21 protein-coding genes are annotated in these 24,643 nt (G+C 35.6%); 4 read left to right on the forward strand and 17 right to left on the reverse strand.

The window, feature by feature from the left end:
* Positions 1–3 precede the first annotated feature (3 nt).
* The 11 genes from ATE49_RS15745 to ATE49_RS15795 all read right to left on the reverse strand — a co-directional run bounded on the left by ATE49_RS15745 (position 4) and on the right by ATE49_RS15795 (position 13,877).
* Positions 4–1,833 (reverse strand): Ig-like domain-containing domain, encoded by a 1,830-nt coding sequence (locus tag ATE49_RS15745; protein WP_065082908.1) that lies wholly within the window; start codon positions 1,831–1,833, stop codon positions 4–6.
* Positions 1,834–1,854: 21 nt separating this feature from the next.
* Positions 1,855–3,099, reverse strand: a complete 1,245-nt coding sequence (locus ATE49_RS15750; protein WP_065083187.1) for a serine hydrolase domain-containing protein — start codon at positions 3,097–3,099, stop codon at positions 1,855–1,857.
* Positions 3,100–3,128: 29 nt separating this feature from the next.
* Positions 3,129–4,070, reverse strand: a complete 942-nt coding sequence (locus ATE49_RS15755; RefSeq protein WP_065082909.1) for a 2-hydroxyacid dehydrogenase — start codon at positions 4,068–4,070, stop codon at positions 3,129–3,131.
* Between the two features lie 90 nt (positions 4,071–4,160).
* A complete protein-coding gene (locus ATE49_RS15760) occupies positions 4,161–4,682 on the reverse strand; it encodes an acyl-CoA thioesterase (protein ID WP_034871703.1) in 522 nt (173 codons plus the stop codon).
* Positions 4,658–5,365 carry a hypothetical protein gene (locus tag ATE49_RS15765; protein ID WP_065082910.1) on the reverse strand — a complete coding sequence of 236 codons (708 nt, stop codon included), beginning with the start codon at positions 5,363–5,365 and terminating at the stop codon, positions 4,658–4,660. Before ATE49_RS15765 ends, ATE49_RS15760 begins: the two co-directional genes overlap by 25 nt.
* A 101-nt stretch (positions 5,366–5,466) precedes the next feature.
* On the reverse strand, positions 5,467–7,656 hold the full coding sequence (locus ATE49_RS15770) for a prolyl oligopeptidase family serine peptidase (RefSeq protein WP_065082911.1): 2,190 nt from the start codon (positions 7,654–7,656) through the stop codon (positions 5,467–5,469).
* An 81-nt stretch (positions 7,657–7,737) separates the two neighbouring features.
* Positions 7,738–9,915 carry a prolyl oligopeptidase family serine peptidase gene (locus ATE49_RS15775; RefSeq protein WP_065082912.1) on the reverse strand — a complete coding sequence of 726 codons (2,178 nt, stop codon included), beginning with the start codon at positions 9,913–9,915 and terminating at the stop codon, positions 7,738–7,740.
* A 134-nt stretch (positions 9,916–10,049) separates the two neighbouring features.
* Entirely contained in the window at positions 10,050–12,158 is a 2,109-nt protein-coding gene (locus ATE49_RS15780; RefSeq protein WP_065082913.1) for a TonB-dependent receptor, read from the reverse strand.
* A 238-nt stretch (positions 12,159–12,396) separates the two neighbouring features.
* On the reverse strand, positions 12,397–13,122 hold the full coding sequence (locus ATE49_RS15785; protein ID WP_065082914.1) for a WG repeat-containing protein: 726 nt from the start codon (positions 13,120–13,122) through the stop codon (positions 12,397–12,399).
* 63 nt (positions 13,123–13,185) lie between these two features.
* Positions 13,186–13,572, reverse strand: a complete 387-nt coding sequence (locus ATE49_RS15790; RefSeq protein ID WP_065082915.1) for a DUF2752 domain-containing protein — start codon at positions 13,570–13,572, stop codon at positions 13,186–13,188.
* The gene (locus ATE49_RS15795; protein WP_065082916.1) at positions 13,563–13,877 is read right to left on the reverse strand and encodes a CD225/dispanin family protein; all 315 of its coding nucleotides are present in this window, start codon (positions 13,875–13,877) and stop codon (positions 13,563–13,565) included. Before ATE49_RS15795 ends, ATE49_RS15790 begins: the two co-directional genes overlap by 10 nt.
* 164 nt (positions 13,878–14,041) lie before the next feature.
* On the opposite strand from ATE49_RS15795, the gene ATE49_RS15800 reads away from it, so the two are divergent.
* Positions 14,042–16,306, forward strand: a complete 2,265-nt coding sequence (locus ATE49_RS15800) for an aconitate hydratase (protein WP_059156000.1) — start codon at positions 14,042–14,044, stop codon at positions 16,304–16,306.
* A gap of 86 nt (positions 16,307–16,392) precedes the next feature.
* On the opposite strand, the gene ATE49_RS15805 is transcribed toward ATE49_RS15800, so the two are convergent.
* The 6 genes from ATE49_RS15805 to ATE49_RS20625 form a co-directional block, all read right to left on the reverse strand.
* Entirely contained in the window at positions 16,393–16,860 is a 468-nt protein-coding gene (locus ATE49_RS15805) for an Hsp20/alpha crystallin family protein (RefSeq protein WP_024568548.1), read from the reverse strand.
* 24 nt (positions 16,861–16,884) lie between these two features.
* Complete coding sequence (locus ATE49_RS15810; RefSeq protein WP_065082917.1) at positions 16,885–17,178, reverse strand: hypothetical protein; 294 nt, start codon at positions 17,176–17,178, stop codon at positions 16,885–16,887.
* A gap of 246 nt (positions 17,179–17,424) precedes the next feature.
* Positions 17,425–17,763 carry a hypothetical protein gene (locus tag ATE49_RS15815; protein ID WP_009086838.1) on the reverse strand — a complete coding sequence of 113 codons (339 nt, stop codon included), beginning with the start codon at positions 17,761–17,763 and terminating at the stop codon, positions 17,425–17,427.
* A gap of 4 nt (positions 17,764–17,767) precedes the next feature.
* The gene (locus ATE49_RS15820; RefSeq protein ID WP_009086836.1) at positions 17,768–18,343 is read right to left on the reverse strand and encodes an RNA polymerase sigma factor; all 576 of its coding nucleotides are present in this window, start codon (positions 18,341–18,343) and stop codon (positions 17,768–17,770) included.
* Positions 18,344–18,370: 27 nt separating this feature from the next.
* On the reverse strand, positions 18,371–19,057 hold the full coding sequence (locus ATE49_RS15825; protein ID WP_065082918.1) for a LytR/AlgR family response regulator transcription factor: 687 nt from the start codon (positions 19,055–19,057) through the stop codon (positions 18,371–18,373).
* Positions 19,058–19,059: 2 nt separating this feature from the next.
* The gene (locus ATE49_RS20625) at positions 19,060–19,680 is read right to left on the reverse strand and encodes a sensor histidine kinase (protein ID WP_260256191.1); all 621 of its coding nucleotides are present in this window, start codon (positions 19,678–19,680) and stop codon (positions 19,060–19,062) included.
* A gap of 416 nt (positions 19,681–20,096) precedes the next feature.
* On the opposite strand from ATE49_RS20625, the gene ATE49_RS20265 reads away from it, so the two are divergent.
* The 3 genes from ATE49_RS20265 (at position 20,097) to ATE49_RS15840 (ending at position 24,632) form a co-directional block, all read left to right on the forward strand.
* Positions 20,097–20,252, forward strand: a complete 156-nt coding sequence (locus tag ATE49_RS20265) for a hypothetical protein (RefSeq protein WP_155759313.1) — start codon at positions 20,097–20,099, stop codon at positions 20,250–20,252.
* 24 nt (positions 20,253–20,276) lie between these two features.
* Complete coding sequence (locus tag ATE49_RS15835; RefSeq protein ID WP_065082920.1) at positions 20,277–22,403, forward strand: outer membrane beta-barrel family protein; 2,127 nt, start codon at positions 20,277–20,279, stop codon at positions 22,401–22,403.
* An 81-nt stretch (positions 22,404–22,484) separates the two neighbouring features.
* Positions 22,485–24,632, forward strand: coding sequence for an outer membrane beta-barrel family protein (locus tag ATE49_RS15840; RefSeq protein WP_065082921.1), 2,148 nt, complete (start codon positions 22,485–22,487; stop codon positions 24,630–24,632).
* The last annotated feature ends 11 nt before the right edge of the window (positions 24,633–24,643 follow it).

Genomic DNA, 24,643 nt, shown 5'->3' on the forward strand with positions numbered 1-24,643 from the left:
AGGCTATCGCTGATATCCCGGGTTTTGTAACTGCTGTTGTTGTTTCTGATACAGATCGTTCTGTTCTTTCTTCGTCTTATCGTCTTTATCTTTAGCCTTCTCTTTGGCCTTTTCCTTTTCCTGTTCTTCTATACTCTTAATTCCTGCTCCCGAAGGCATCAATGAATCCTCCTGGTCTTCTTTATCATTTACAGCTGTATCTTTTAGATCCCAGTTTTCTACTTTATCCCAAAGAGGTTTTACTGTCATTTTTTTACGGTACAGATAGGCCTCTTCCGGTTGAATATGCTTTTCAAAATCGGCTCCGTCCCATACTCCGTTTTTATTATTATCTACTAATATCCTTATAGAGTATGTTTCCGCTTTTAGATTTTCAAATTTTATTTCTGTTTTACCTTCAACCTTCTGTTCTTTTACAACATCGAAGTTATCATTCAACAACTGAACCCAAAATGGTGCAGTAGGAGCATTAGCTAAACGGAATACTAAAGACCCATATTCATCACTTTTACCAACATCAAAATTGAATATAATTGGTTTTGCATTTTTAAAATAGAATGAAGACACACTTTCTTTTCCTACTCTAAGGCTATATTTTTTTCCGGCCAAAAGCTGGGCATCAACCTGAATTTCAAACGGATTTGTTTTAGAAATTTGTGCCTGGAATGGTACAACAGTCGTACTATCGGCTTTCAGTTCCCATTGTGCGAAATCTACTTTATCCAGGGCCATATTAGCTTTAAGCCTCAGATTACTTCCCGGAGGAAGCGTTGTTCCGGAATTATTGTTTAGTGTTAATTCGTCTTTAGTATTTACTTTATAATATGTTGAAACAGTATCAACTTTTTTCTTCACATTATTATAGAAAGAAAACTTCACATTTGTTGAAGACTCTTTGAAGTCATTTCCTTTGGGATTTATCCATATATATGCAGAATCCGATTTAGGTTTACGCTGTATTTTAAAATCAGAAAGAGCTGATCCTACTTGTTTTATCTGAAGACTATCATCTGGTTTCCCTTCAAAAACCATATTAAGACCTCCCGGAATAGGTTTGGTCTCAACAAATCTGAATTTTTTCTTTGGTGGAGACAGTAAAAGACGCAATCCCTTTTTAGGTTCTGTCAAATGAATAGGTTCTGGTAAAAAAGCAACTCTTTCTTTCCCTGAATCATAAATACTGTTCTGATTGTCATCCTGAAAAGCAACAAGATTATAATCTCCCGCAGCCAGGTAATTTAATTCAAAATATCCATCCGGATCTACTCTCGAAATATAATAAGGCTTTTCCTTATAATCTTTTGCATCTGCCTTATACAAGCCTACAACAAGAGGTTTTTCCTTATCGTTTGTATTGGTATCCTTACTATTCTTTTTCCTTGGTCTGAGAACATCATCTACATTACCACTTATATAAAGGCTATCGATGGTATTACCTGTTGAAAAAACAAAGTTGTAATATGGAAGTACATTCCCCTCATTATTATCCGCAATACTATTTCCGAAATTGAAGTTATAGGTTGTATTTGCCTTTAGTGTATCCTCCCATTGGATCAGGATATACTTGTTCGCCATAGCAGACGGAATAATCTTCTTTATTTTTTTTATAGGCGGAGAAATAACCAACTGCTTGGTTGCATCTTTCAGGGTAATATACTCGTCAAAATCAATCCTCAATTCTTTAAGACTCGTCGGAACGTTCTTAGCTAAAGAATCAGGTTTTGAAGCAACAACCCTTGGCGGCGTTTTATCCTTTTCTCCTCCAACAGGTGCTCCCACCCTTGCGCAGGAAAAGAAAAGAATTATAAATAACAAAAAGAAGGCATTTCTCATACGGCAAATTTAACGAATTTTCTATTCGCCCGCGTCAGAAGGTTTCTCATCTACGGGAAGTCTGTCCAGTTCCTTACTCAAACGCGCTCTCTCAAACGGGAAATCTTCAAATAACCCGGACAAAGCTAAGGTAGAGTAAACTCTGGAAGAATATTTATTTCCGATGGCTATAATCGTTACTTTAGATTTCAGCAAATGCCCAAAAACAGCATTAGAACCATGCCACCATCCATTATGATAAGTAAGTTTCTCTCCATTATCGAAGATTTTCATTCTGAAACCAATGCCATAATTATTTACACCAGCTTTTTCATTAGAATAGGGCTGGAACACAAGATTCATAAGTTCCGGTTTCAGGAAAGCTTTGGAGAATAAAGCTTTGGAAAAATTATACAAATCCCGAGGTGTTGTATAAACATTTTTATCTCCATAAATCAGGTCCAGATAATCCAGTGGAAATAATCTTTTTCCATTGTTATAGAAAGACTGTCCTGCTGTAGGAATATCTTTTTCCTGAAAGATATAAGTATTATTCATCTTCAATGGTTTGAAAACCATCTCCTGCATAGCCTCCGGGAAAGGAGTCGCTGTTATTTTTTCTACAACCAGAGCAAGCAATGCAAAGTTGGTATTGCAATACATAAATCCGGTATCAGGCTTTCTGGCTAATTCAGGTTTATTTTTAATAATAAAATCCAGAATAAATTTATTACTGATATAATTGGCTTTCGGAACTTTTGCATCTTCCAGAAAATGTTCATATTTAGGCAATCCACTACGCTGCTTCAGTAACATTTCTACGGTAATTTCCGGATAAGGAAAACCTGGAAATAATGTAGTAAGTGGTTCGTTTAGTTTTAATTTACCTGCCTCTATCAGCTTCATCACAGCCATAGCTGTAATAGGCTTACTAACAGATGCCACATGCAATGCTACATCTTTTGTAATGGGAATGGTATTATGCTCACGGGCAAATCCTCTGTACTTTTCATACAGAATATCATCTCCTTTAGCAACTAAAACACCGCCACTAAGATCTCCCTTTTCCCATACATGTTTATAATAAGCATCTATAGCCTGAACTGTTGCATTCCTATCTGCAAGTTTAGAATCTTCAGGAGAGAAAACTTCTTTTAAATTGACACTTCCATAGTTGGGAAGCTTACTTTCATATTTTTCATCATTAGACTGTGCTTTTCCACCTTCTTTTTTACAAGCCGTAAAGGTTAAGGTGCAAAGTAAAAAAAGAGCACTATACTTCTTCATAAATAACATTTGAATTAAGGAACGGCAATTTATAAATTTAATTGCAAAATCTTGTCAACAATAAATTGCGCCAGCTTTATTTTGCTTTGGGCAGTCCAACCAGCAATGTGAGGAGTCACAATTACTTTTTCAGAATTTAATAAATAGTCTAAATCGGAATTTTCTGAGGTTTGAATATTTTCGAAAGATGCTTTTTCAAATTCCAGAACATCCAGACAGGCAGCTTTTACTTTTCCTTCTTTTAAGGCTTCTACCAATGCCGAGGTTTTTACATGTTTTCCTCTTGCAGTATTTACCAGATAAAAGCTTTTGTCCATATTACGGATGAAGGCTTCATCTATGAGATAATGAGTTTCAGGAGTCTGCGGGGTATGAAGACTTATAATATCGGCTTCTTTCTGCAAAGTTTCCAAACTTACCTGCGTCGCGTATTCATCACCAAGATCAGGAAGAATATCATAAAAGATAACTTTTACACCAAATCCTAATAATCTTTTAGCAACCGCTTTTCCCATATTACCATAGCCAATAATACCAAAGGTTTTGCCCATTAGTTCATCACCACGATTTTCTTCACGCAGCCATATCCCGTTTTTAACCTCCAATGAAGCGATAAACAAGCGATTCATCAGAATAAGTAACATTCCGATAACATGCTCGGCTACGGAGTCTCTGTTACCTTCCGGTGAATTGATTAATGCAATACCTATCTCTTCTGCTTTGGGGGTATCTATATTTTCCATTCCGGCTCCTACACGGGCCACAAATTTCAGTTTTTTTGCTGCTTCCAAAAATCTGGCATCTACAGGAATCCGGCTACGGATAATGATACCATCGTAAAGGTGAATTTTAGATAAAACCTCATCATAAGAAGAAGTGTAATCTTCTTCAAACTGAAATCCTCTTTCCGAAAGTTGTTCCACAATCAGAGGGTGGTTTTTATCCAATAAAAGTATTAAGGGTGCTGACATTACAATTGGGAGTTTATTAGTGAATGGAGATAAAACAACCAGCAGATTTAAATATTAAATCTGCCGGATCATTTTTGTTATTTAGAAGATTTAAATCTCTCCTGCAAAAAGCTTTTTCAGCTCTACAGATTCTGTAGGCTTCATTCTTCCGGATAAGATTAAGCTTAGCTCTTTACGACGTAAAGCAGCTTTATAACGCTCAATTTCTTCATCTGTTTCTGGTTCCAGTTCAGGTACAGGAACAGGTTTATTGAATTCATCTACTGCTACGAATGTATAGATTCCGGCATTCGTATGAATTTTCTTTCTGTGAATAGGATCGTCCAGCCATGCATCTACATATACCTCCATAGAAGTAGAAAATGCACGGGAAACTTTAGATTCCAAAACTACAACGCTTCCTTCCGGAATAGGTGCATTAAAGGAAACGTGATTTACAGAAGCTGTTACTACCCTGCGCTCGCTATGTCTGGATGCCGATATAGAAGCACATCTGTCCATTCTTGCAAGCAATTCTCCTCCGAAAAGATTGCGCAAAGAGTTTGTCTCATTAGGCAATACAATATTGGTCATTACAGTTAATGACTCTAGTGCTTTTTTCTTTTTCTCCATTTTTTATCTTTTGAACTCCAGTGGGGAGCTGCCTTTTTTATTGAATCTTGTTTTATACTATCTGCCTTTATACTGTCCATCTTCAGCCTCACTGCTTCCTGCTGTTGTTTTTGCAACAATTCTTCTTTAGTAGGCACATGTACTCTCTTCGGTTGTGCATTATCAAAAGATTTCTTTCCGAAAATTTCATTTTTCTGTGTAATACCGAAATAAGCTATAGCTCCTACACCACCAAGTGCTAAAAGCATCCAGATCCATGACCTGTTTGCTTTATAATCACTAGCTTTCTTTGTTTCATTTTGTAAACTTTGAACTGGCTGAATGCGGGAAACTTTAGGTAACGAAATTTCTTCAAGACCGTAAAAAGAGTTACTCAGAATTTTTTCTTCCGGAAAAAAAATAACTTTTCCGGCATTATTCATCCATTTGCCCAGACCTTTAACCTGAACTTCTCCTGTTGACATCAGTTCTCTTATCCATTCCTGAGCGTGACTGGTATAGCTATTTTCTACGGCTTTTTTATCTGCAATAAACTCTATTTCCTGTTTCGGCGGGAGAATTTTATCATTGGCCTCATCTACTTCTGCATGCTTGGTAATGAGGTTCAATGTCCCTAAGCCAGAAAGTTCTACTCTCTTTCGGCTTTGTAAATCATGTATGATTTGCTGTGCAATATTCATCATGGGCAAATTTATTATTTTATTACAGGACTGCAAAATGGATATACAATACTAAAAAAAGAATTTTAGTATTTGAAAATGAGATCGTCTGAAAATTAATTATCTCAATTTTTGGGCTGGTAACCCGGAAGTCCCAATTGCCACGCGAGAAATCCAAAAACCTCACCTACCATTCCATAAGCATGCATAAGATCTGTTCCTCCTCCATGGCCACCTTCATAATCCACTTTTAGAAGTATAGAATTATCGGAAGTATCATTAGCTATCAACTTGGCTGCAAACTTGGCCGGCATCCAAGCAATAACACGCCCATCATTGATTCCGGCTGTAATTAATGTGGCTGGATATTTTTCACCTTTTTTAACATGATGAAAAGCATCCATTTCTAATAAGGCTTTAAATTCATTCAACTTTTTTACTGTTCCTAATTCTGCAATATTTCCGGGTCCATTTGGTGTGAACTCCATTCTTAAGGCATTTGTTACCCCTACATCTATAATAACTGCTTTAAACAAATCAGGCCTTTCCGTCATAGCTCTTCCCATCGTAATACCGCCAGCGCTAGCTCCCCATAGCCCTACTTTGTCCTTTGAAGTATATTTTTCTTTAATTAAATATTCTGTACAGTCAATTAAATCCCTCCAGGAATTTGGTTTTGTTTCCTTATAACCTGCCTTATGCCATCTATCTCCTTTTTCTCCACCTCCTCTTACATGGGCAATTGCAACAATACCTCCTTTTTTAGCCCACATTAAATAACTCCTGGCAAAAGATGGTTTATTGGACACCCCATAAGCTCCATACGCATCGATCAAAACAGCATTATTCCCGTCACGCTTAAGATTTTTATCATAAATTAATGTTAACGGAATATCCTCCCCGTCTCTTGCCTTTATGTTAATCTCTTCAATAACAGTTCCATTAAGCTCATGATAATCCGTTAAAGGAACAAGATTTTCTTCAATAAAAGTGTTATTCTTCAGATTAAATCTGTACCGGGTCTTCTCATTGGCCCAGCCTGAACAATAAATCCAGATATCAGAATAATCTTTGCCTTTTGTCTCAATGTTTACATTTCCTGCTATAAATGGTAATTTAATCGGAATATCTTTGCCTCTTTTATATAAATACAACTTAGATTCAACACCATTTTTGGTTGTTGTATAGTACATACCATCTTTTGTAATTTCAAAACTCTGAATGACTTCATCTTTTTTCTCAGGAATTAGAACTTCCGGGTTTTTAAAATCCGGATTTTCAAGATTGGTTTTACAAAGTCTGAAGTTAGGAGCATTATATCCGGATATAAAATATACATCCTTTCCCACAGGCTTTTTATCATAAACCTTATCTGTCTTATAATACAGAGGTTTCCAGCTCTTTATCCCTTTTTCAAAATCTTTCCTGTTGATAATGAACGTATCAGTATAATCATCCACATCTCCTAAATTTCCGATAAAATAAGGATCATTCTGATTAAATTGTACTATACCCGGAAATTTACTTTCATCAATACTCAACTCCGGATTATTAACCTTAGAAAAAACATTTGTTCGATTTTTGGGATCTTCCCCTAATCTATAAAAAGTTACTTCTGTATTTTTGGTATATTCTGTTGAGTTCGGATCTATAACAGGAAAATATGTATAGAAAAAACTTTTATTATCCTCCAGCCATTTTATTTGTCCGACAGAAGTAGGCTCTAAATGAGTAACTATTTGTGGATAGATATATTTTGATGCCACATCTATGATTATAACCTCAGAAGATTCCTTTCCATCCTCAGACATGGAAACAGCAATCTTTTTCCCATCCCAGCTTGGACTAATAAAGTTGATATTAAAATTATTTTTTCCCCGGGATGTTGTATCAAGAGTAGAAACAAAAGTTTCAGGATCATATAAAAGCTGCTCTTTTCCTTTTAGTCCTTTTCTATAGTATAACTTTTGTTTCTTTTCAGCAGCAGACTTCTTTAAATAAAAATACAAATCATTCCCTGTTATTTTTAGATCAGAAATCCAATACCCGCTTCTTTTATCAAATTTCAACCTTTCGTTGATAAAATATTCTTTATATGGGAGCTTGCCAACGATAGAATTAGCATAATCTGTCTGAGATTTCATCCAGTTGATTGTAGCTGGGTCTTTCAAATTTTCCAGATTTCTGTATTCGTCTACTACTTTGATCCCATGATAATCATCTGTAACGGGAACAGATGGAGCGAGGTTTGTTTTCTGAGCAATAACCAGCGAGCCAACAGAATTTATAAAAAGGAGAAGATATAATTTTCTCATTTGTCTTTAATAAAGTAAGAGTATTATTTGAATAAAGAATAACAAAGCATTTTATAATATCTAGACAGATAAATGTAACATCTATTTATTTTTGCCTGTTACCTGTTGATAATCCGGATGTCCTAATTGCCATAATGCAAAAGCAAATGTATCCGCAAGATTATCGTATACTCTTGTTAAAGAAATATCACCTCCATGTCCTCCATCATAATCTATCTTTAACAAGATTGGATTATCGGATATACTATTAGCCATGAGCTTTGCAGCAAATTTTGCAGGCATCCATGGTGATACTCTTGGATCATTAATTCCTCCGGTAATTAATACTGAAGGATATCTAATTCCTTTTTTGACGTGCTGATAAGCATCCATTTCTAATAACGCTTTAAACTCTGATTCTACTTTTGATGAGCCAAATTCTTTTACATTATTTAGTCCATTCGGCATGATCTCCATTCTTAAGGCATTTGTTACCCCTGCATCTATAATAACTGCTTTAAACAAATCAGGTCTTTCCGTCATAGCTCTTCCCATCGTAATACCACCAGCACTGGCTCCCCAGATAGCAACGTTATCAGAAGACGTATAATTTTCATTTATTAAATATTCTGTACAGGAAATTAAGTCTTTCCATGAATTAGGTTTTGTAGACTTATAACCTCCCTCATGCCATTTCTCTCCTTTCTCTCCGCCTCCTCTTACGTGAGCAATGGCTACAATACCACCTTGTAAAGCCCAAAGAATATATGTTTTAGCAAAGTAAGGACTACTAAGCGCTGCATAAGCGCCGTAAGCATCAATAATTACAGGATTTCGTTTATTTTTCTCAATACCCTTTTTGTATATAAGTGATAAGGGAATATCTAATCCATCGTGAGATTTCACTGTTATTTCTTTTACAATAATGTCTTTGAATTCAGGAAATTCGGCAAGTGGAGCAAGATTTTCACTTGTGAATTTCCCAGCTATAGAACTATACTTAAAGCGTTCAGTATCGTTTTTCCAACCATTACATATTATCCAAAAATCATTTGATTGATTACTTTGTGTAGTGACAGATATATCCCCTGCCGGAATAGGAAGCTTTAAAGATTCAGCTTTATTATTCTTATATGTATACAATTTAGCCTCTACCCCATTTTTAGTTGTAGTAAATATAAAACCATCTTTTATACTATTTAAGCTTTTAATTGTTTCGTCTTGAATAGGAGATACAATTACTTCTGGGGTTTTAAAATTAGGATGCATAAGTGACGTACTGTAAATAGCATTTGTTTCATCTTTTTCCGATATATATATAATCTTGTCCCCTTTAATTATAAAACTAGATATCTTATCTTCCTTTCGGAATAAGATTTTCCATTGATCTTTCTTGAGAATACCGGAAGACTTCATATAGTAAGTATCCGTAAAACGTACTGCCCCGGAAATTCGGCCAATTAAATATCTGCTATCCCTAGTAGGAATATTTACAATAGGAAAATCTTCCGAATTAATTTTTAAATCAGGATTGTTTTCTTTAGATAATACTACTCTTAGTTTTTTAGGATCTTCTCCAATGGTATACAGAACCGAAATCATATCCTTTAAAAAAAGTTTGGAATTTTGGTCAGTAACAGGATAATGTAAATAAATAAAGCTATTATTATCTGGTAGCCATGATATCCCACCTCCATCAGAAGGCCAGCAATTTGTAATAACATGAGGTAATAATCTATTCGATATTACATCGTAGATTATCATATTTGAAATCTCTTTTCCGCCTTCTGTTAAGGCTATAACTACTTTTGTCCCATCATAATTAGGTTTTATGTAATTGATCTGGTACTGTTTATTATTTTCCGGAAGAAAGTTTTCAGGATTATATAACTCTTTTTCCTGTCCAGAAAATCCTTTTCTATAATAGAGCCTCGCTGCACTTTGATCAGGTGTTTTTTTTAAGTAGAAATAAACATCATTTGCCGTCACATAAATATTGTTCACAAAAAATGATGTTCGTTTATCAAACTCTTTTCTTTTAGTAATATAATATTGTCTATTAGGAATATTTTTAACAATAGAATTAGCATAATCTGTTTGGGATTTCATCCAGTCAATTGTAGCCGGGTCTTTCAAATTTTCCAGATTTCTGTATTCGTCTACTACTTTGACCCCGTGATAATCATCTGTAACAGGAACAGATGGAGCCAAATTTGTTTTTTGAGCAATAACCAGCGAGCTAACAGAATTTATAAAAAGAAGAAGGTATATTTTTCTCATAGATAGTATCATGGATTTGTATGGCTAAATATACTGATAAAACGAATATATTTATAGCTAAGTTTCTTTAAACAACCGGGCCACACAAAATGTGTGACCCGATCTAAATAAAGTAAATTAATATAGAAGATGATTTAGTGAAATTTTAAAGAGATTCCTGCTAAGAAATTGGCTCCTGCCTGTGCATAATAGAATGGACCTGAGTAACCGTTATTAATATATTTTTGGTTAAATATATTGTTCACCAACAGACTGAAACCTATATCAGTTCTACCCCATGCAACCTGATAGCTTGCTATAAAATCTGACAGATAATAAGACTTTATTTTACTCTCCGGTGCATTCGTATTATCTAAATACTGAGAACCTACTAATTTATTCACCAGTGAAAACTGTAAATCTTTAACCGGAAGATAGTTCAGAGTAAGGTTTCCTATAAAGTTAGGAGAGAAAGAGGTATTCGTCGTTCCTAAATTCTCTGTCTCTGTTTCTGAAAGCTGAACGATATAATTTTTGTTTTTATTCTGACTAAAAGTAGCATTCAGTAAAGCATTGAACTTCTCTGAGAACTGATAACCAGCTCCCAATTCTATTCCGGCACGATAGCTTCTTCCTACATTTTTTCGCAGTGAAGCTCCTACACCATTAATAGCCCCAATAAGAACCAATTGATCCTTATACAGCATGTAATAAGCATTCGCTGTTATTGACAACCCGTTGAAAGTTTTATTATATCCCAATTCGAAATCATGGAGCGTCTCAGGCTTTACATCCGGAGCATTTACAATATCATCTCTTACCGGCTCACGGTGAGCATTTGCATAGGACAGATATAGTGTACCTCCGTCCAGATGATAATTAAATCCAACTTTAGGATTAAAGAATGTAAACTTTTTATCAAATGTCGGCGCTTCCTCAGCACTCGCTTTTATCACATTGGAATGGTAAGTAATATTTCGCAATTGCAGATCACCAAACATTTCTAAGTCACCAAATTTATACAAAGCCTTAGCATAACCCGAGATCTCATTTTTAGTCGCATTATTTCTGTAATATTCAATTGGAAGATCAATCTGTTGCAAATTGGATCCGCTTATAATCTGCCCATAATGCCTGCCATAATACTGATTAGCAACGACACCAAAATTAAGATCCCAATTGTTTACTTTACCGTTTAGTTCCGATACAATACCATAAAAATCATTATCCAGCCACTTTCTGCGGATCATATCACCACTTGTAACCGTTTCGGCTCCTATTACATATGGAGGAATTCCGTATTTACTGAATTTCTGATTGGATTTATAATTTTCATAATACCCTAACCCACGTGTATAGTGTAAAGTAGTATTCAGCTTCCAGTTATCATTGAAACGCTGCTCCCATAACAAATGATAATGCTGTTGTTTGTAGTTATCTGTTTCATTTTTATAGAAACCTATGACCTTACCATCTTTATCGTAAATTTCCCCTGATGGATTGTAGCGTAGATTGATCTCGTACTGGGCTTTGGAAATTCCGTTCCAGGCCTGATAAGTCTGCTGATCTCCGCCAAAAGTCTGAAAACGGATTTTTGTATTTCCGTCCTTATAAACACCCACAAAATTATAGGAATTGAGATCCGAAAAAGCCCTGTCTATATAACCATCGGATTTTATAATAGAATAACGTCCCATAAAGGAGAGTTTACCATTTAGTAAACTTCCTGTCCCGGCTTCAAAGGAATGTTTATGAGTATTAAACGAACCTACAGAATTTTGAGTAGAGAAATAAGGTTGCTCTTCCGGATCGCGTCCAATAATATTAACACTTGCTCCGAAAGCAGCTACTCCGTTAGTAGATGTTCCGACTCCACGTTGTATAATAACATTGGAAGCTGAAGATGTAACATCCGGAATGTTCACAAAAAAGGTTCCCTGAGATTCGCTATCGTTATATGGAACACCATTCAGCATTACATTGATACGAGTACCATCTACACCTCTTATTCTTAAACCTGTATATCCCACACCGTTGCCGGCATCGGTTGTTGTTTCTACTGATGTCTGATTTTTAAGAAGATAAGGTAAATCCTGTCCCAGATTTTTTCTTCCCAAGTCTTTTTCTACATTAACGATATCTTTCGTTATGGGAAGTCTCTTGATAACCCGAACCTCATCTATTTCCCGAACAGTATCTTGTTTGCTTTGTGCAAAAGCTATTGATGCAGCACTGAGTGCCGATAAAAAAAATAATCCTTTCATTCTCACATATTAGTTGTGGAATAAAAGGATGCGCCTAAAATGACCAGGTCATTTTTACTTAGTTTCCCTTGGCAGCATTACCCGCCCAGGTTCATAGGGTATAATCTCAGCCTCTTAGAGGCACCCCTTTTTCCGGGAGCAAAGCTAAAGGAAATTTCTGATATTAAAAAATTTTAACACAGCAGAATATTAATCATTTAACTTATTCATTTACAAAAGAATTAACATTTATCAATTCCTAATTCTTACTCCGCATTTTAATCTGATATTTATTGGATGCTTTGTCCATAAAGAAATATTTCTTTCCGTCCTGGCTTACCTCAAACAAATGGGCCTCTTTCCATGACAGGTTTTTCTTAATATCTTCATATTCAAACCCAATAACAACTCTGTTGTTTTTATCTACAACCCCGAATTTATCATTTTTTATTGCAATAATCATCGGATTCTCCTGATCATCGGAATCCATGACAAACAAATACTGGTATTGCGGTATTATATAAACCTGGGATAGATCTGCAGCACCCTGAAGATCTTTTTTTACAAGACCATAATTTTCACCGTTCTTGTAGATTGTAAATGCAGGCATCTGAAAATCCTTTTTGCACCGCCCCAAATCTTCATTCTTATACCGATATAAAGCCTTACCTGTTTTATCAATCCGATAAGCAACTTTATCTATCTCTACTGTAGCATAGTCCTTTTTACCATAAAGTCTAATCTTCTCATTTGGTGACTGTGTAAGATTGCAATCCTCGGTAAAAAATAAAGCCAGATTAAATTTTGGAGGAATCATAAGCCTTCCCGCAGTATTGATATAACCATACTTGCTGTTTTTGAAAACAGGGATCAGTTCCGGAATATCATTCCTATCGGAAGTTGTCCGTACTAGCTTATTCTGCTGTCCATAAGCAATTACACAGCAAGAAAAAAACAAAATTGCTGCAGCAAATATTCTATTCATTTGCGTTGTGTTTACTCACAAATTTGAGAAAACTTCCTCCGTCGGACAAATTTTTAAGATTTTTTATAGATTCCTCAGAAGCCAGAAAGCAATAACAATAAAAAGGATTATATAAATCGTCCTTTGTCCAAACAGTATTTTTCTGAGCCGTGGATATTTGGTTTTCACTTTATCCCGATTAAAAATAAAACCTACAATAACATACGGAATTGCTATAATAAATAGCGGATTATAAGCAAAAGCCCCGTTTACATCTCCATGCAATAAAGCATGTAAAGCTCTCTGCGAGCCACATCCAGGGCAGTCATACCCAGTCAGTAATTTAAAAGGACATTGTAAAAAGAATCCTGAAGTTTCAGGATTATACCGGTAAAAGATATAAACGCCCACTCCGCACAGCAAAAGCAGTACAGCTATAGAAAGGAGCTTATATTTTTTTATTATTTCCATTCACCTGTTGTAGCAGAAAGAACAATTACGAAAACATAGAAAGCCACTACAATTGCAACAATAATAACCCATGAAATCACAGACCATATTACCATTTGCTTCGCCAGTTTTGATGCTTTCTGAGCACCTAAAACATCACCTCTGTAGAATTTAGATTCCACCGAAGCGGCATTAATTATTCCTATAATCCCAAGAATCTGGCAGCAAAATACAGTAACCAATACAGACTCTACCAACCATGTTTTCGGAGGAAAACTTTGTTGTGGATTAGGAGTTATTATAGAGGCGTCATCAATGTGTTCCATAGTAGTTTTAATTCAGCGTAAATATAGTGCAAAACAGACAATTTATACTATATTTATAACCAATCTAAATAATATTCACCTTAAAAGCCCGTATAAAATTCGTATTTTTGTATACTTTTTCACACCAAATGTGTGATTTACTAACGAATAAAACTTTGTAGCATATGACCTTTGATTTGGATATGATCAAAAAAGTTTATTCTGATTTCGACAACAGAGTAAACGCAGCAAGAGAGTTTATGGGAAGACCTCTTACTTATTCAGAGAAAATTTTATGTTCCCACTTATTTTCCACTCAACAGCCAGAAGCTTTCAAACGCGGAGAATCTTATGTAGACTTCGCTCCGGACAGAGTTGCTATGCAGGACGCTACAGCACAGATGGCTTTATTACAATTTATGCAGGCTGGAAAGAAGAAGGTTGCAGTTCCTTCTACGGTACACGCAGACCACCTTATCCAGGCTAGAGTTGGAGCAGACAAAGATCTTCAAGAAGCAGAAAATAAAAACAACGAAGTTTATCAATTCCTTCAGTCAGTTTCCAACAAATACGGTATTGGATTCTGGAAGCCGGGAGCTGGTATTATTCACCAGGTAGTTTTAGAAAATTATGCATTCCCTGGAGGAATGATGATTGGTACCGATTCTCACACTGTAAATGCAGGTGGTTTAGGTATGGTTGCTATTGGTGTTGGTGGTGCAGATGCTGTGGACGTAATGGCAGGAATGGCATGGGAGCTTAAATTCCCTAAAATGATCGGTGTAAAATTAACCGGTAAACTTAGCGGATGGTGTTCTCCCAAAGATGTAATTCTGAAAGTTGCTGGTATCCTTACCGTAAAAGGAGGTACTGGTGCTATCGTAGAATACTTCGGAGAAGGTGCTGAATCACTTTCTTGTACTGGTAAAGGTACGATCTGTAACATGGGTGCAGAGATCGGAGCAACAACTTCTATCTTTGAATTCGATAAAAATATGGCTAAATACCTAAGAGCTACAGGAAGAGAAGCTGTTGCTGCAGGTGCTGAAGCTATCGCTGACAACCTTAAAGCTGATAAAGAAGTTTATGCAGATCCTGCTAAATACTTCGATCAGGTTATTGAAATCAACCTGGATGAATTAGAGCCGGCATTAAACGGTCCTTTCACTCCGGATTTATATACTCCTATTTCTCAGATGAAAGAACTTGCTGAGAAAAACGGATGGCCAACTAAAGTTGAGGTTGGTTTGATCGGTTCTTGTACAAACTCTTCTTACGAAGATATCTCAAGAGCTGCTTCTATCGCTAAGCAGGCAATTGACAAAAACTTGGTAACTGCTGCTGAATATACTATTACTCCGGGATCCGAATTAGTAAGATATACAGTAGAAAGAGATGGTTTCCTTGATACTTTTGCTCAAATTGGTGGTAAAGTATTCGCTAATGCTTGTGGACCATGTATCGGTCAATGGGCTCGTGAAGGTTCAGAAAAACAAGAGAAAAACACAATCGTTCACTCTTTCAACAGAAACTTCTCTAAGAGAGCAGATGGTAACCCAAACACTTATGCATTCGTAGGTTCTCCTGAATTGGTAACTGCGCTTGCTATCGCTGGTAAACTAGATTTTGATCCAAGAACAGACAAATTAGTTAACAAGGATGGTGTTGAAGTTCTTCTAGACGAGCCTCAAGGTTATGAATTACCAATTAAAGGTTTCGACGTTGAAGATGCTGGTTATATTGCTCCTGCTGAAGACGGTTCAAATGTTGAGGTTATTGTAGCTCCAACATCAGACAGACTTCAGTTATTAGAAGCTTTCACACCTTGGGATGGTAAAAACATTACAGGTGCTAAATTATTGATCAAAGCATTTGGTAAGTGTACAACTGACCACATCTCTATGGCAGGTCCATGGTTGAAGTACAGAGGTCACTTAGATAACATTTCTAACAACATGTTGATCGGAGCTGTTAATGCTTACAACATGGAAACTAACAACGTAAAGAACGAATTAAACGGTGAGCATATGGAAGTTCCTGCATCTGCAAGATCTTACAAAGCTGCTGGCGTTCCAACGATTGTTGTTGGTGATGAAAACTACGGTGAAGGTTCTTCAAGAGAACATGCTGCTATGGAGCCTCGTCACTTAGGTGTAAGAGCTGTATTAGTTAAATCTTTCGCTCGTATCCACGAGACTAACCTTAAAAAACAAGGTATGTTAGGATTAACTTTTGCTGACAAAGCAGATTACGACAAAATCCAGGAAGATGACACCATCAACTTCTTAGATCTTGATCAGTTTGCTCCAGGTAAGCCATTGACATTAGAGTTTGTTCACGCTGATGGTTCTAAAGACATTATTGTTGCTAACCATACTTACAACGCAGGACAAATTGAATGGTTCAAAGCAGGATCTGCACTTAACTTAATCAAACAACAAGGGAAATAATTAATTTAATTTCTCATTGAAATAAAAAAGCCTCGCATTTGCGGGGCTTTTTCTTTGAAATAATATAGAATTATGGATTGAAGGAATTAACTCACTTTAATCTCTTGTGCAGGGATATTGTTTTCAGGATCCTTTGGTAAGATTACGGTAAGAATACCGTCTTCATAACCGGCAGAAATATTTTCGGACGCAACCTTCTCATTAAGCTTAAAAGAACGTTCAAAAGATGAAGCATATACTTCCTGATAGATATAATTTGCTTTCTCCTTGTCTTCAGTCGCTTTATACGAAATAGTAAGGACCCTGTCTTTAATTGCTATATTAAAAGCTTCTTTTTTCAGTCCGGCAGCAAATAACTGAAGTGCGTAATATTCTTCATTTTCAGAGATATTTACAGGCTTGAAGCTGCTGATTTTTTCAGCAAATACTTCCTTCATCGGATGCTTGCTATTGAAGAATCCTTCACGGAATTTATCAAATTTGCGATCGAATTTTCCATTACAGAAATCTTTTTTATTTCTAAAATCTTCGTTGTTATGATGTCTTGTATACATTGTTATTCTTTTTAGTTTAATAAATTAGTTAATTGGGATAATAGCGATATTTTCTGTTCTTGAATTTTTATAGTTTGGTCTTACAGCAAATTCACTATTATTAGAGGGGTTAAAGCCTATTGGCAAATTCTCCTGATAAGGCTCAAAGTATCTTTCTCTCCTTCTTCTGAATTTTGAAGCTACCAGAGTTCCTATTCCTGCGATTAGGGTAACGGCCAGAAGTAATTTAAAAACCATACCTATAATCAATGTTGCTAAACCTGCGATCACGGTAATTCCGATCAGTTTAGGCAATATATAACGCATTTTGTTTTTCATTTTTTTTTATTTTAAAGTTTAATAATAAAGGCCTTTGTATTGAAGACGAAAGAAAGAATAGCTTTACTTTAATTTTTTTGAAAATAATTTTAATTTCCTCCGGAAACATCTTTAAACAGGGGAGAATTTAATTAAATAAAATATCAAGTAGACATTATAAATCAGTATAAAAAACTCACAGGTTTTGAAAACCCGTGAGGTATACTAAATAAAAAACCCGAAACTTAAAAGTTCCGGGTTCCTATGTTATTTAAATCGACATCTGTCTCCAAACCGCTTTTGCCATTCTTCGCGGAAGCGCTCTTTGTCTTCATCTGAAAACTCTTCCATACGTCTCTTCATTTTTTCTTTAAAATTTCTTCCGCCACCTCCGCCTCTGAAGCGGAAGCCACCAAATAATATTTTACTCAGAACCATAATTCCGAAAGCCTGCCAGTAGGAAATAGCTTTTACTCCCAGTATTTCTGGCAATAATATATTCCACAACCATTGTACCAACCATACCAAGAGAAATATCATTCCTATGATCAGCGGAAAGGCTAACCAAAATTTCTTCTTATTTCTATGTCTAAATCCACGATTCATATCCTTAGTCCTTAAGTTCGTTGTATAAATGTTTTAATCTTTTGCGAAGGTGTTTTACAGCATATCCTTTTCTGCTGATAATAGTCTTTAGATTCTCACCTTCTTCGTCTGCAATTTCCTGCAAAGTCTTTTCCTCAACTTCATTCTGAAAAAACACCCGTCTTTGGTTATCCGGTAGTTCATCCAGCGCCTTCATTAATTCATCCCAGAAAATGTCTTTAAACATTTTTAGTTCGGGATTGTTGGAGTCATCTGCTAAAAGGATTTCTTTAATACTGAAACTTCCGTCTTCATCTTCATAAGTGTAGTCTTCCAGTGAATCACTTTTCTTTTTCCTGTAATTATCAGTAATCTTATTTCGGGTTACCGAATACAGCCAGGCACCAACATTTTCAAGATCATCTATATTCGTTAAACGGCTGGTCTGATACCAGACCTCCTGTAAAATATCTTCTGCATCCTCAGTTTTGCTCACTTTTCCTTTAATAAAGCGAAACAATTGTGAGCCGTAATCTTTTACGACTTCTGACAGTGAAGCAGATTTCTTTTCAGCCATTTCATTCAAATATAGCGAGTCCATATTTATGAAGACGAACCAAAAGCAAAATTACTTTAACTTTTTCAAAAAATTTAATTTATAGCTCTCGCCGATAGGAATTTCGCCTCCGGAAATAAGGTTTGCAGACTTAATGTTGACCGTCTTTATCTTATCCAGATTTATGATATAAGATTTATGAACCCTGACAAAAGAAGTATCAGGTAATTGTTGCTCAAAAGATTTTAGTGTGTCCAGCACTATATATTCCTGGTGCTCTGTTTTTATATTTACATAATCTTTGAGGCTTTCAATATACAGTACCTCATCAAAATTAATTCGGTGCTGCTGACCGGAAGATTTTACAAAAAAATACTGACCTGCTGAAGCTTCGTTATTAGAAAGGCGTTCCTGAGCCTTCAGCGCGCTTTTATAAAGCCTGTCAAAAGAAACTGGTTTCAATAAATAGTCGACTACATTATACTCATAGCCTTCCAAAGCATATTCTGCATAGGCAGTTGTAAGGATATACTTTAATTTGTTACCAGCAATTTCCATGAAATTAATTCCGGTAAGCTCAGGCATCTGAATATCTAAAAATGCCAGATCAGCCTCATTTTTCTGAATAAAATCTAATGCTTCTAAAGGGTTCTCTGAACTAAAAACAAGCTCTAAAAACGGAACCTTCTGAACATAGCTGCTCAACAGAGAAACTGCCAGAGGTTCATCGTCTACAACAATACATTTAATTTTCTCCATATTTAATATGCCGTCAATTTGTTTGTATTCAAATCAATTTTCAAATCTACAATAAAAGTATCTTCAGTCTCCGTAATTTCTAACCAATGCTTATCCGGGTAGATTAATTGCAATCTCTTTCTGACATTCCCAATGCCAATTCCCGATGAAAAATCTTTCATCCTCTGCTTCTTGGAATTTCTGAGATAGAAATGCAATCTACCATTATCATCGGACACTTTCAACTCCATTCCTTTGCCATTAATATCACCATGTTTAAAGGCATTTTCAACGAATGGCACCAATAGCATTGGCGAGATTGATAATTTCGGATTTTTGAGATCTTTATTAAATAATATCAGTTCTGGATTCTTAATCCTAAGCTTTTCCAAAGCAATTAAGCTTTCCATATAGCCTACTTCCTTATCCAGTAGAATAAAATCTTTCTCAAGATCCTTTGTACTATACCTCAGCAGTTGACTCAGCTCTTCCAACGCGGGTAATGCCTTATCCGAATTCTGGTAAACCAGCGAGTATATATTATTAAGTGAATTAAATATAAAATGTGGATTTATCTGGGTTTTCAATGCCTGGAGTTCTGCATTCTTCTTTTCCTCTATTAACTGTACTCTTTCTTTTTCCAACTTCGAATAATATGTAAAGAGCCATAAACTAGTACTGACAAAAATGGATAAAGCGGAATAATAAATATTATCGTAAAAATAGTAAACAAAGCTAGTTCCCTCCGCATAATTTCTAAATCCAGCAAAGATTGGCAACAAAACTTCTTCAAAAGAATATCTAAAAAACACAAAAACAACAACACCTAAAAAATATCCGAAAATGCTAAGATATAAGCGTTTGGGGTTGAAAAATTTGGGTGCAATAAAGAAATAGTTAATGTAAAAACTAAGAAAATTGGCTGTAAAAAGGGTTACATTGATAAGACTAATGCGAAAATCTTCATTATTAAAATATGTCAAAGCATATTTTATTAACAACAGCTGCCAATAAAAGACGTGCACAAAAATAATTTGGTTCTTTTTCATGCTCAAATTTAATGCTAGTAAAACATTTTCCAATAGCCACTTTCGACAAACCTGCTTTTTTCATCGACGAAAAAAACAATCATCCTGTAAATACCCTGCTTCGTCTAAACGCTATTTCAGAAGGTATTCACACACTATACCTTTGGCATATCAAAACGATCAGATAAAACAATTAATTATAAAATATAACCATGAAAAAGACCTCTATATTCATCGCAACTTTATTATATAGTTTATCATTCGCTCAGAAAACTCAAGACACCACTAAAGTACAAAATGTAAAAACCGTAACTATTCAGGCAAAGAAAAAACTGATTGAAAGAAAAGCAGACCGTTTAGTATTCAATGTTGAAGCATCGATGGCTTCACAAGGGATGGATGCAGTGGAAACTTTGGGTAATGTACCGATGATGAAGGTAGACGAAAATAAAGGACTTATATCAATTGTAGGAAAAAGCAGTGTATCTGTAATGATTAACGGACGTATGTTAAATCTTTCCGGAGATGCTTTAATGAGTTATTTAAAAACCATCCGTTCAGAAAATATCCTTAAAGTAGAAGTCATTACAACTCCTCCGGCTAAATATGAAGCGCAGGGAAACAGCGGTATTATCAATATTGTTCTGAAGAAGAATCCTAACATGGGTTTTAGTGGTAATATAGGTTCAACATTTGTTCAGAGAACTTATTCCGGTGCTTTAGGCAATGCAACACTCAATTATCAGACTTCAAAGTTTAGCATGAGCCTGAAGGGCAATTATACCAATTCTGCAAAACGTTCTGAAGAAAACTATGATATTATCGGAGCTACATCAAGCTACAGCCGTACGGTACGTAAAGATATGTGGAAAGAGTTTTCTCCAAGCCTTAATCTTTCCTATAAACTTAGTAAGAATTCGGAAATAGGATTGAATTATCTCTATACCCGTCAGACACCGGATATGAATATCTTCAATAACACTTTCTATTTTAAAGGAGAGCAACCAACAGATACATTAAGCACTCCGACAAAACATCGTGAAACAAACCGAATGCAGACGCTATCCGTATATTATGACCTAAAATTGGACACATTAGGTAAAAAACTAAGTTTTACTGGTAACTATTATGAAAACAACTCTAATACAATTGTAGATTTCTCCACTTTCAAAACTTCTGATAAGACAACTAAAGATGTACAAACCATCTCTAAACTAAAACCTCAAATCTTCTCCGGACAGGCAGATCTAGAACTTCCTTTTTCTTTCGGAACCATAGAAACCGGAGTAAAGTTCAATCAATTCAAGAATTCAGCCAATTTAAGCTATATTGATATCACCAATCATAATACTCCAGATGATAAATCTACAACAAGTTTATTCGAGTACGATGAAAAGAACTATGCCGCTTATTTTAGCTTTACTAAAAATTTCGGAACAAATTGGGAAACAAAATTCGGAATCCGTTATGAGGATTCGCACATAGATGGCTATGCTCCGGAAACTAATAAGCGAACTAAATATGGATACGGACAATGGTTTCCATCTGCTTATGTTGCATATAAAGAAGGTAAAAACTCCTTTAGTATTGCTTATTCCCGCAGGATTAACCGTCCTGACATGAGCAATCTGAACCCTTTCCGCTGGTACAGTAACATCAATTCTTATTCCTTTGGAAACCCATTATTGCAGCCTGCGTACATCAATAACACAGAACTTGCGTATACCTATAATAATAAATTATCTGTGAGTATTTATTATTTAAGATTAACAAATGCTTTCGGACAGGTAGCCACTCTTAATGGTATTAAAGAAAGCAGCACATACCTAAATCATTACAACAATAATTTTTATGGACTGAATGCCAGCTATACCGACAAGATTCTACCTTGGTGGGAAACCAGTATCTCCGCAACGGCAACATTACAAAATTCTTCTGTATTCAATATACAGGCTGAAACCAAGAGTGGAACGTTCTTAAATTATTCTGCAAACAATACTTTCACCCTAAATGCAAAGAAAACAATTGTATTCTTCCTAAACTATAACCAAACCTTACCTTTTAAAAATGTCACTTCATCATTCAAGAACTTTTCTGATCTGTCTTCCGGAATAAGAGTTTCCCTAATGGACAAGCAATTGCAGATCAATGCTAATGTATCCAACATTTTTGCTCAAAGATACCGTGCTGATAAATCTTTCTCTGATAATAAACAGTCATTCAACAATTACTGGGACGGAAGAGCACTACGCCTAAGTGTAAATTACACCTTCGGAAACTCAAAAGTAAAAGGAGCTCAGAAGAATATCAAGTTCGAGGAAAAAAACAGAGCAAATTAAACCCTCCCTTCAAAAAAGGAAATAGTTAATGTAACAGAAACATATCTAGAACTGTCTTATATAAAGAATAAATCGATACCCATGAAAAAGATATACATATTAGCCGCTACTTTAATTTCTTATGCAGCGTTTTCACAAAATGTACAGGATACCACCAAAGTAAAAACAGTAGAAACAGTTGTTCTGGAAGGAAAGAAAAAACTGATTGAAAGAAAACCGGACCGCTTAATCTTTAATATTGGTAATTCTGTTGCCGCTGCCGGTGGGACAGCTTTGGACGCCCTGAAAGCCACTCCGAATGTAAAAATAAATAACGATGTTATCTCTATTGTCGGAAAAAGTACAGTCCTCGTATTAATAGATGATAAAGAAGTCTATATGAATGGCGAACAGCTTAGCCGCTATCTGGAAGGTATCAGTGCGGAGAATTTGTCAAAGATTGAAGTGATTACAACTCCACCAGCTAAATATAGTGCTGAAGGAAACAGCGGTATAATCAATATTGTCACAAAAAAAATGAAAGTGAACAGCTGGAATGCTAACGTTGGTTCTTCCTATCAGAGATCGAGACGAAACACTTGGCGCTCCAATGCTGCCTTCAACCTTCAGAAGGATAAAATAACACTACAATCATCCATAGATTTAGGCGATAGAAGATTTTTAAGAAACTGGAACAACGATCTTTATTATCCTGATGCTCATTGGGAAAATCGCGGAATTACAGATTTTAAAAACAATTATTATGCAGTAAAAGCCGCCCTGGATTATAAGATAACCGAAAGGTTAACTCTTGGTACCAAATTCAATGCAAGCCTTTTCGATACTAAAAATAGCGGAACACCAAGTTTTTCAAATATTTATGATTCGGCTGGAGCGCTGCAAAAGTATATTTCTACTTCATCTTTTCAACGAGTAAAATCCCAGCAACAAGTCTATAACCTGTATTCCGAATACAAACTAGATACTTTAGGGAAAAAGATTACGATGGATCTGGATTATGTAAATTATAATGGTCCGGGAAACCGACCATTTTCTTACGCCACATACAAGCCAAATAACGAAATAGTACAGGGAAGTCAATTTATAGGACTTAACAATACAGAAAGTCAGATTCAGAATTTCTCAGCAAAAATTGATACAGAACTTCCGTTAAAATTTGTCAACCTTAGCTTTGGAGGTCGTTTTTCTACTGTAAAAACCACCAATGATATTGCTGCCTATAAGGAGGTAAACAGCGAAATGGTACCGGATACCAATATCTCCAATTATTTCAGATACAGAGAAAATAATGAAGCTTTGTATGTTTCCGGAAGCAAAAAAATTGGTAAGTGGGATCTACAGGCAGGATTACGAATGGAAGCAACCCAAACCACCGGATATTCCCGTGAATTGGATAATACCCATAAAAACAACTACATAAAGCTATTCCCTACGTTATATGCGATGTATTCTATTGCTGATAAAACAAGCATCAGTTTCAATTACTCCAGAAGGATTAACCGTCCTTCTTATGAAAGTCTGAATCCATTCAGAACCATTAACAACAGCAATAGTTATAATGAAGGAAATGCATTTTTACAGCCGGCTTTCACAGACAATGTTGAACTTACTTTTACCTACAAAAATTTGGACAGCAGAGTTTATTTCTCAAGTCTGAAAAATGGAATCAGCCAGGCTTCCTTAATAGATCCTGCTACTATGAACAATAATTTTGTCTGGATGAATTATGTAGATGCTAATTCATTCGGTTTGGCAGAAACTTTTACCTGGAAGCCTGTGAAATGGTGGTCCAGTATGAACACCTTCAACCTTAGCCACAGCAATACTCAGCTTAGCATTGGACCTGAACGTTACAAAGGCTGGACCGCAGATTTCTCAACAAGCAATGATTTTACATTAAACAAACCAAAAACAGCTTTCTTTAATCTTACTTATACTCAGGATTTTGGAGGTATATATAATAATTTTACAAGCAAAGCCTATTCAACTGTTGACATATCTTTTAAATATCTTGCCTTCGATAAAAAACTGGTCATAAGCCTTGTTGGCAGCAATATATTTAACGGAATCAGCTATGATTATCAGATGATGAATGGCGTAAAACAAAGTTTCAGAAACATTTGGGACAATCAAAGCTTCAGGGTTTCTCTAAATTATAAATTCGGTAATGATAAGATAAAAACCAGCAATCGCCAGTCCGGAAATACTGAAGAACTGAACAGAATGTAAAATAATCTATA

Origin of the sequence: Elizabethkingia miricola (genome assembly GCF_001675285.1) — a bacterium.
In the GTDB taxonomy this organism is placed as follows: Bacteria; Bacteroidota; Bacteroidia; order Flavobacteriales; family Weeksellaceae; genus Elizabethkingia; species Elizabethkingia miricola.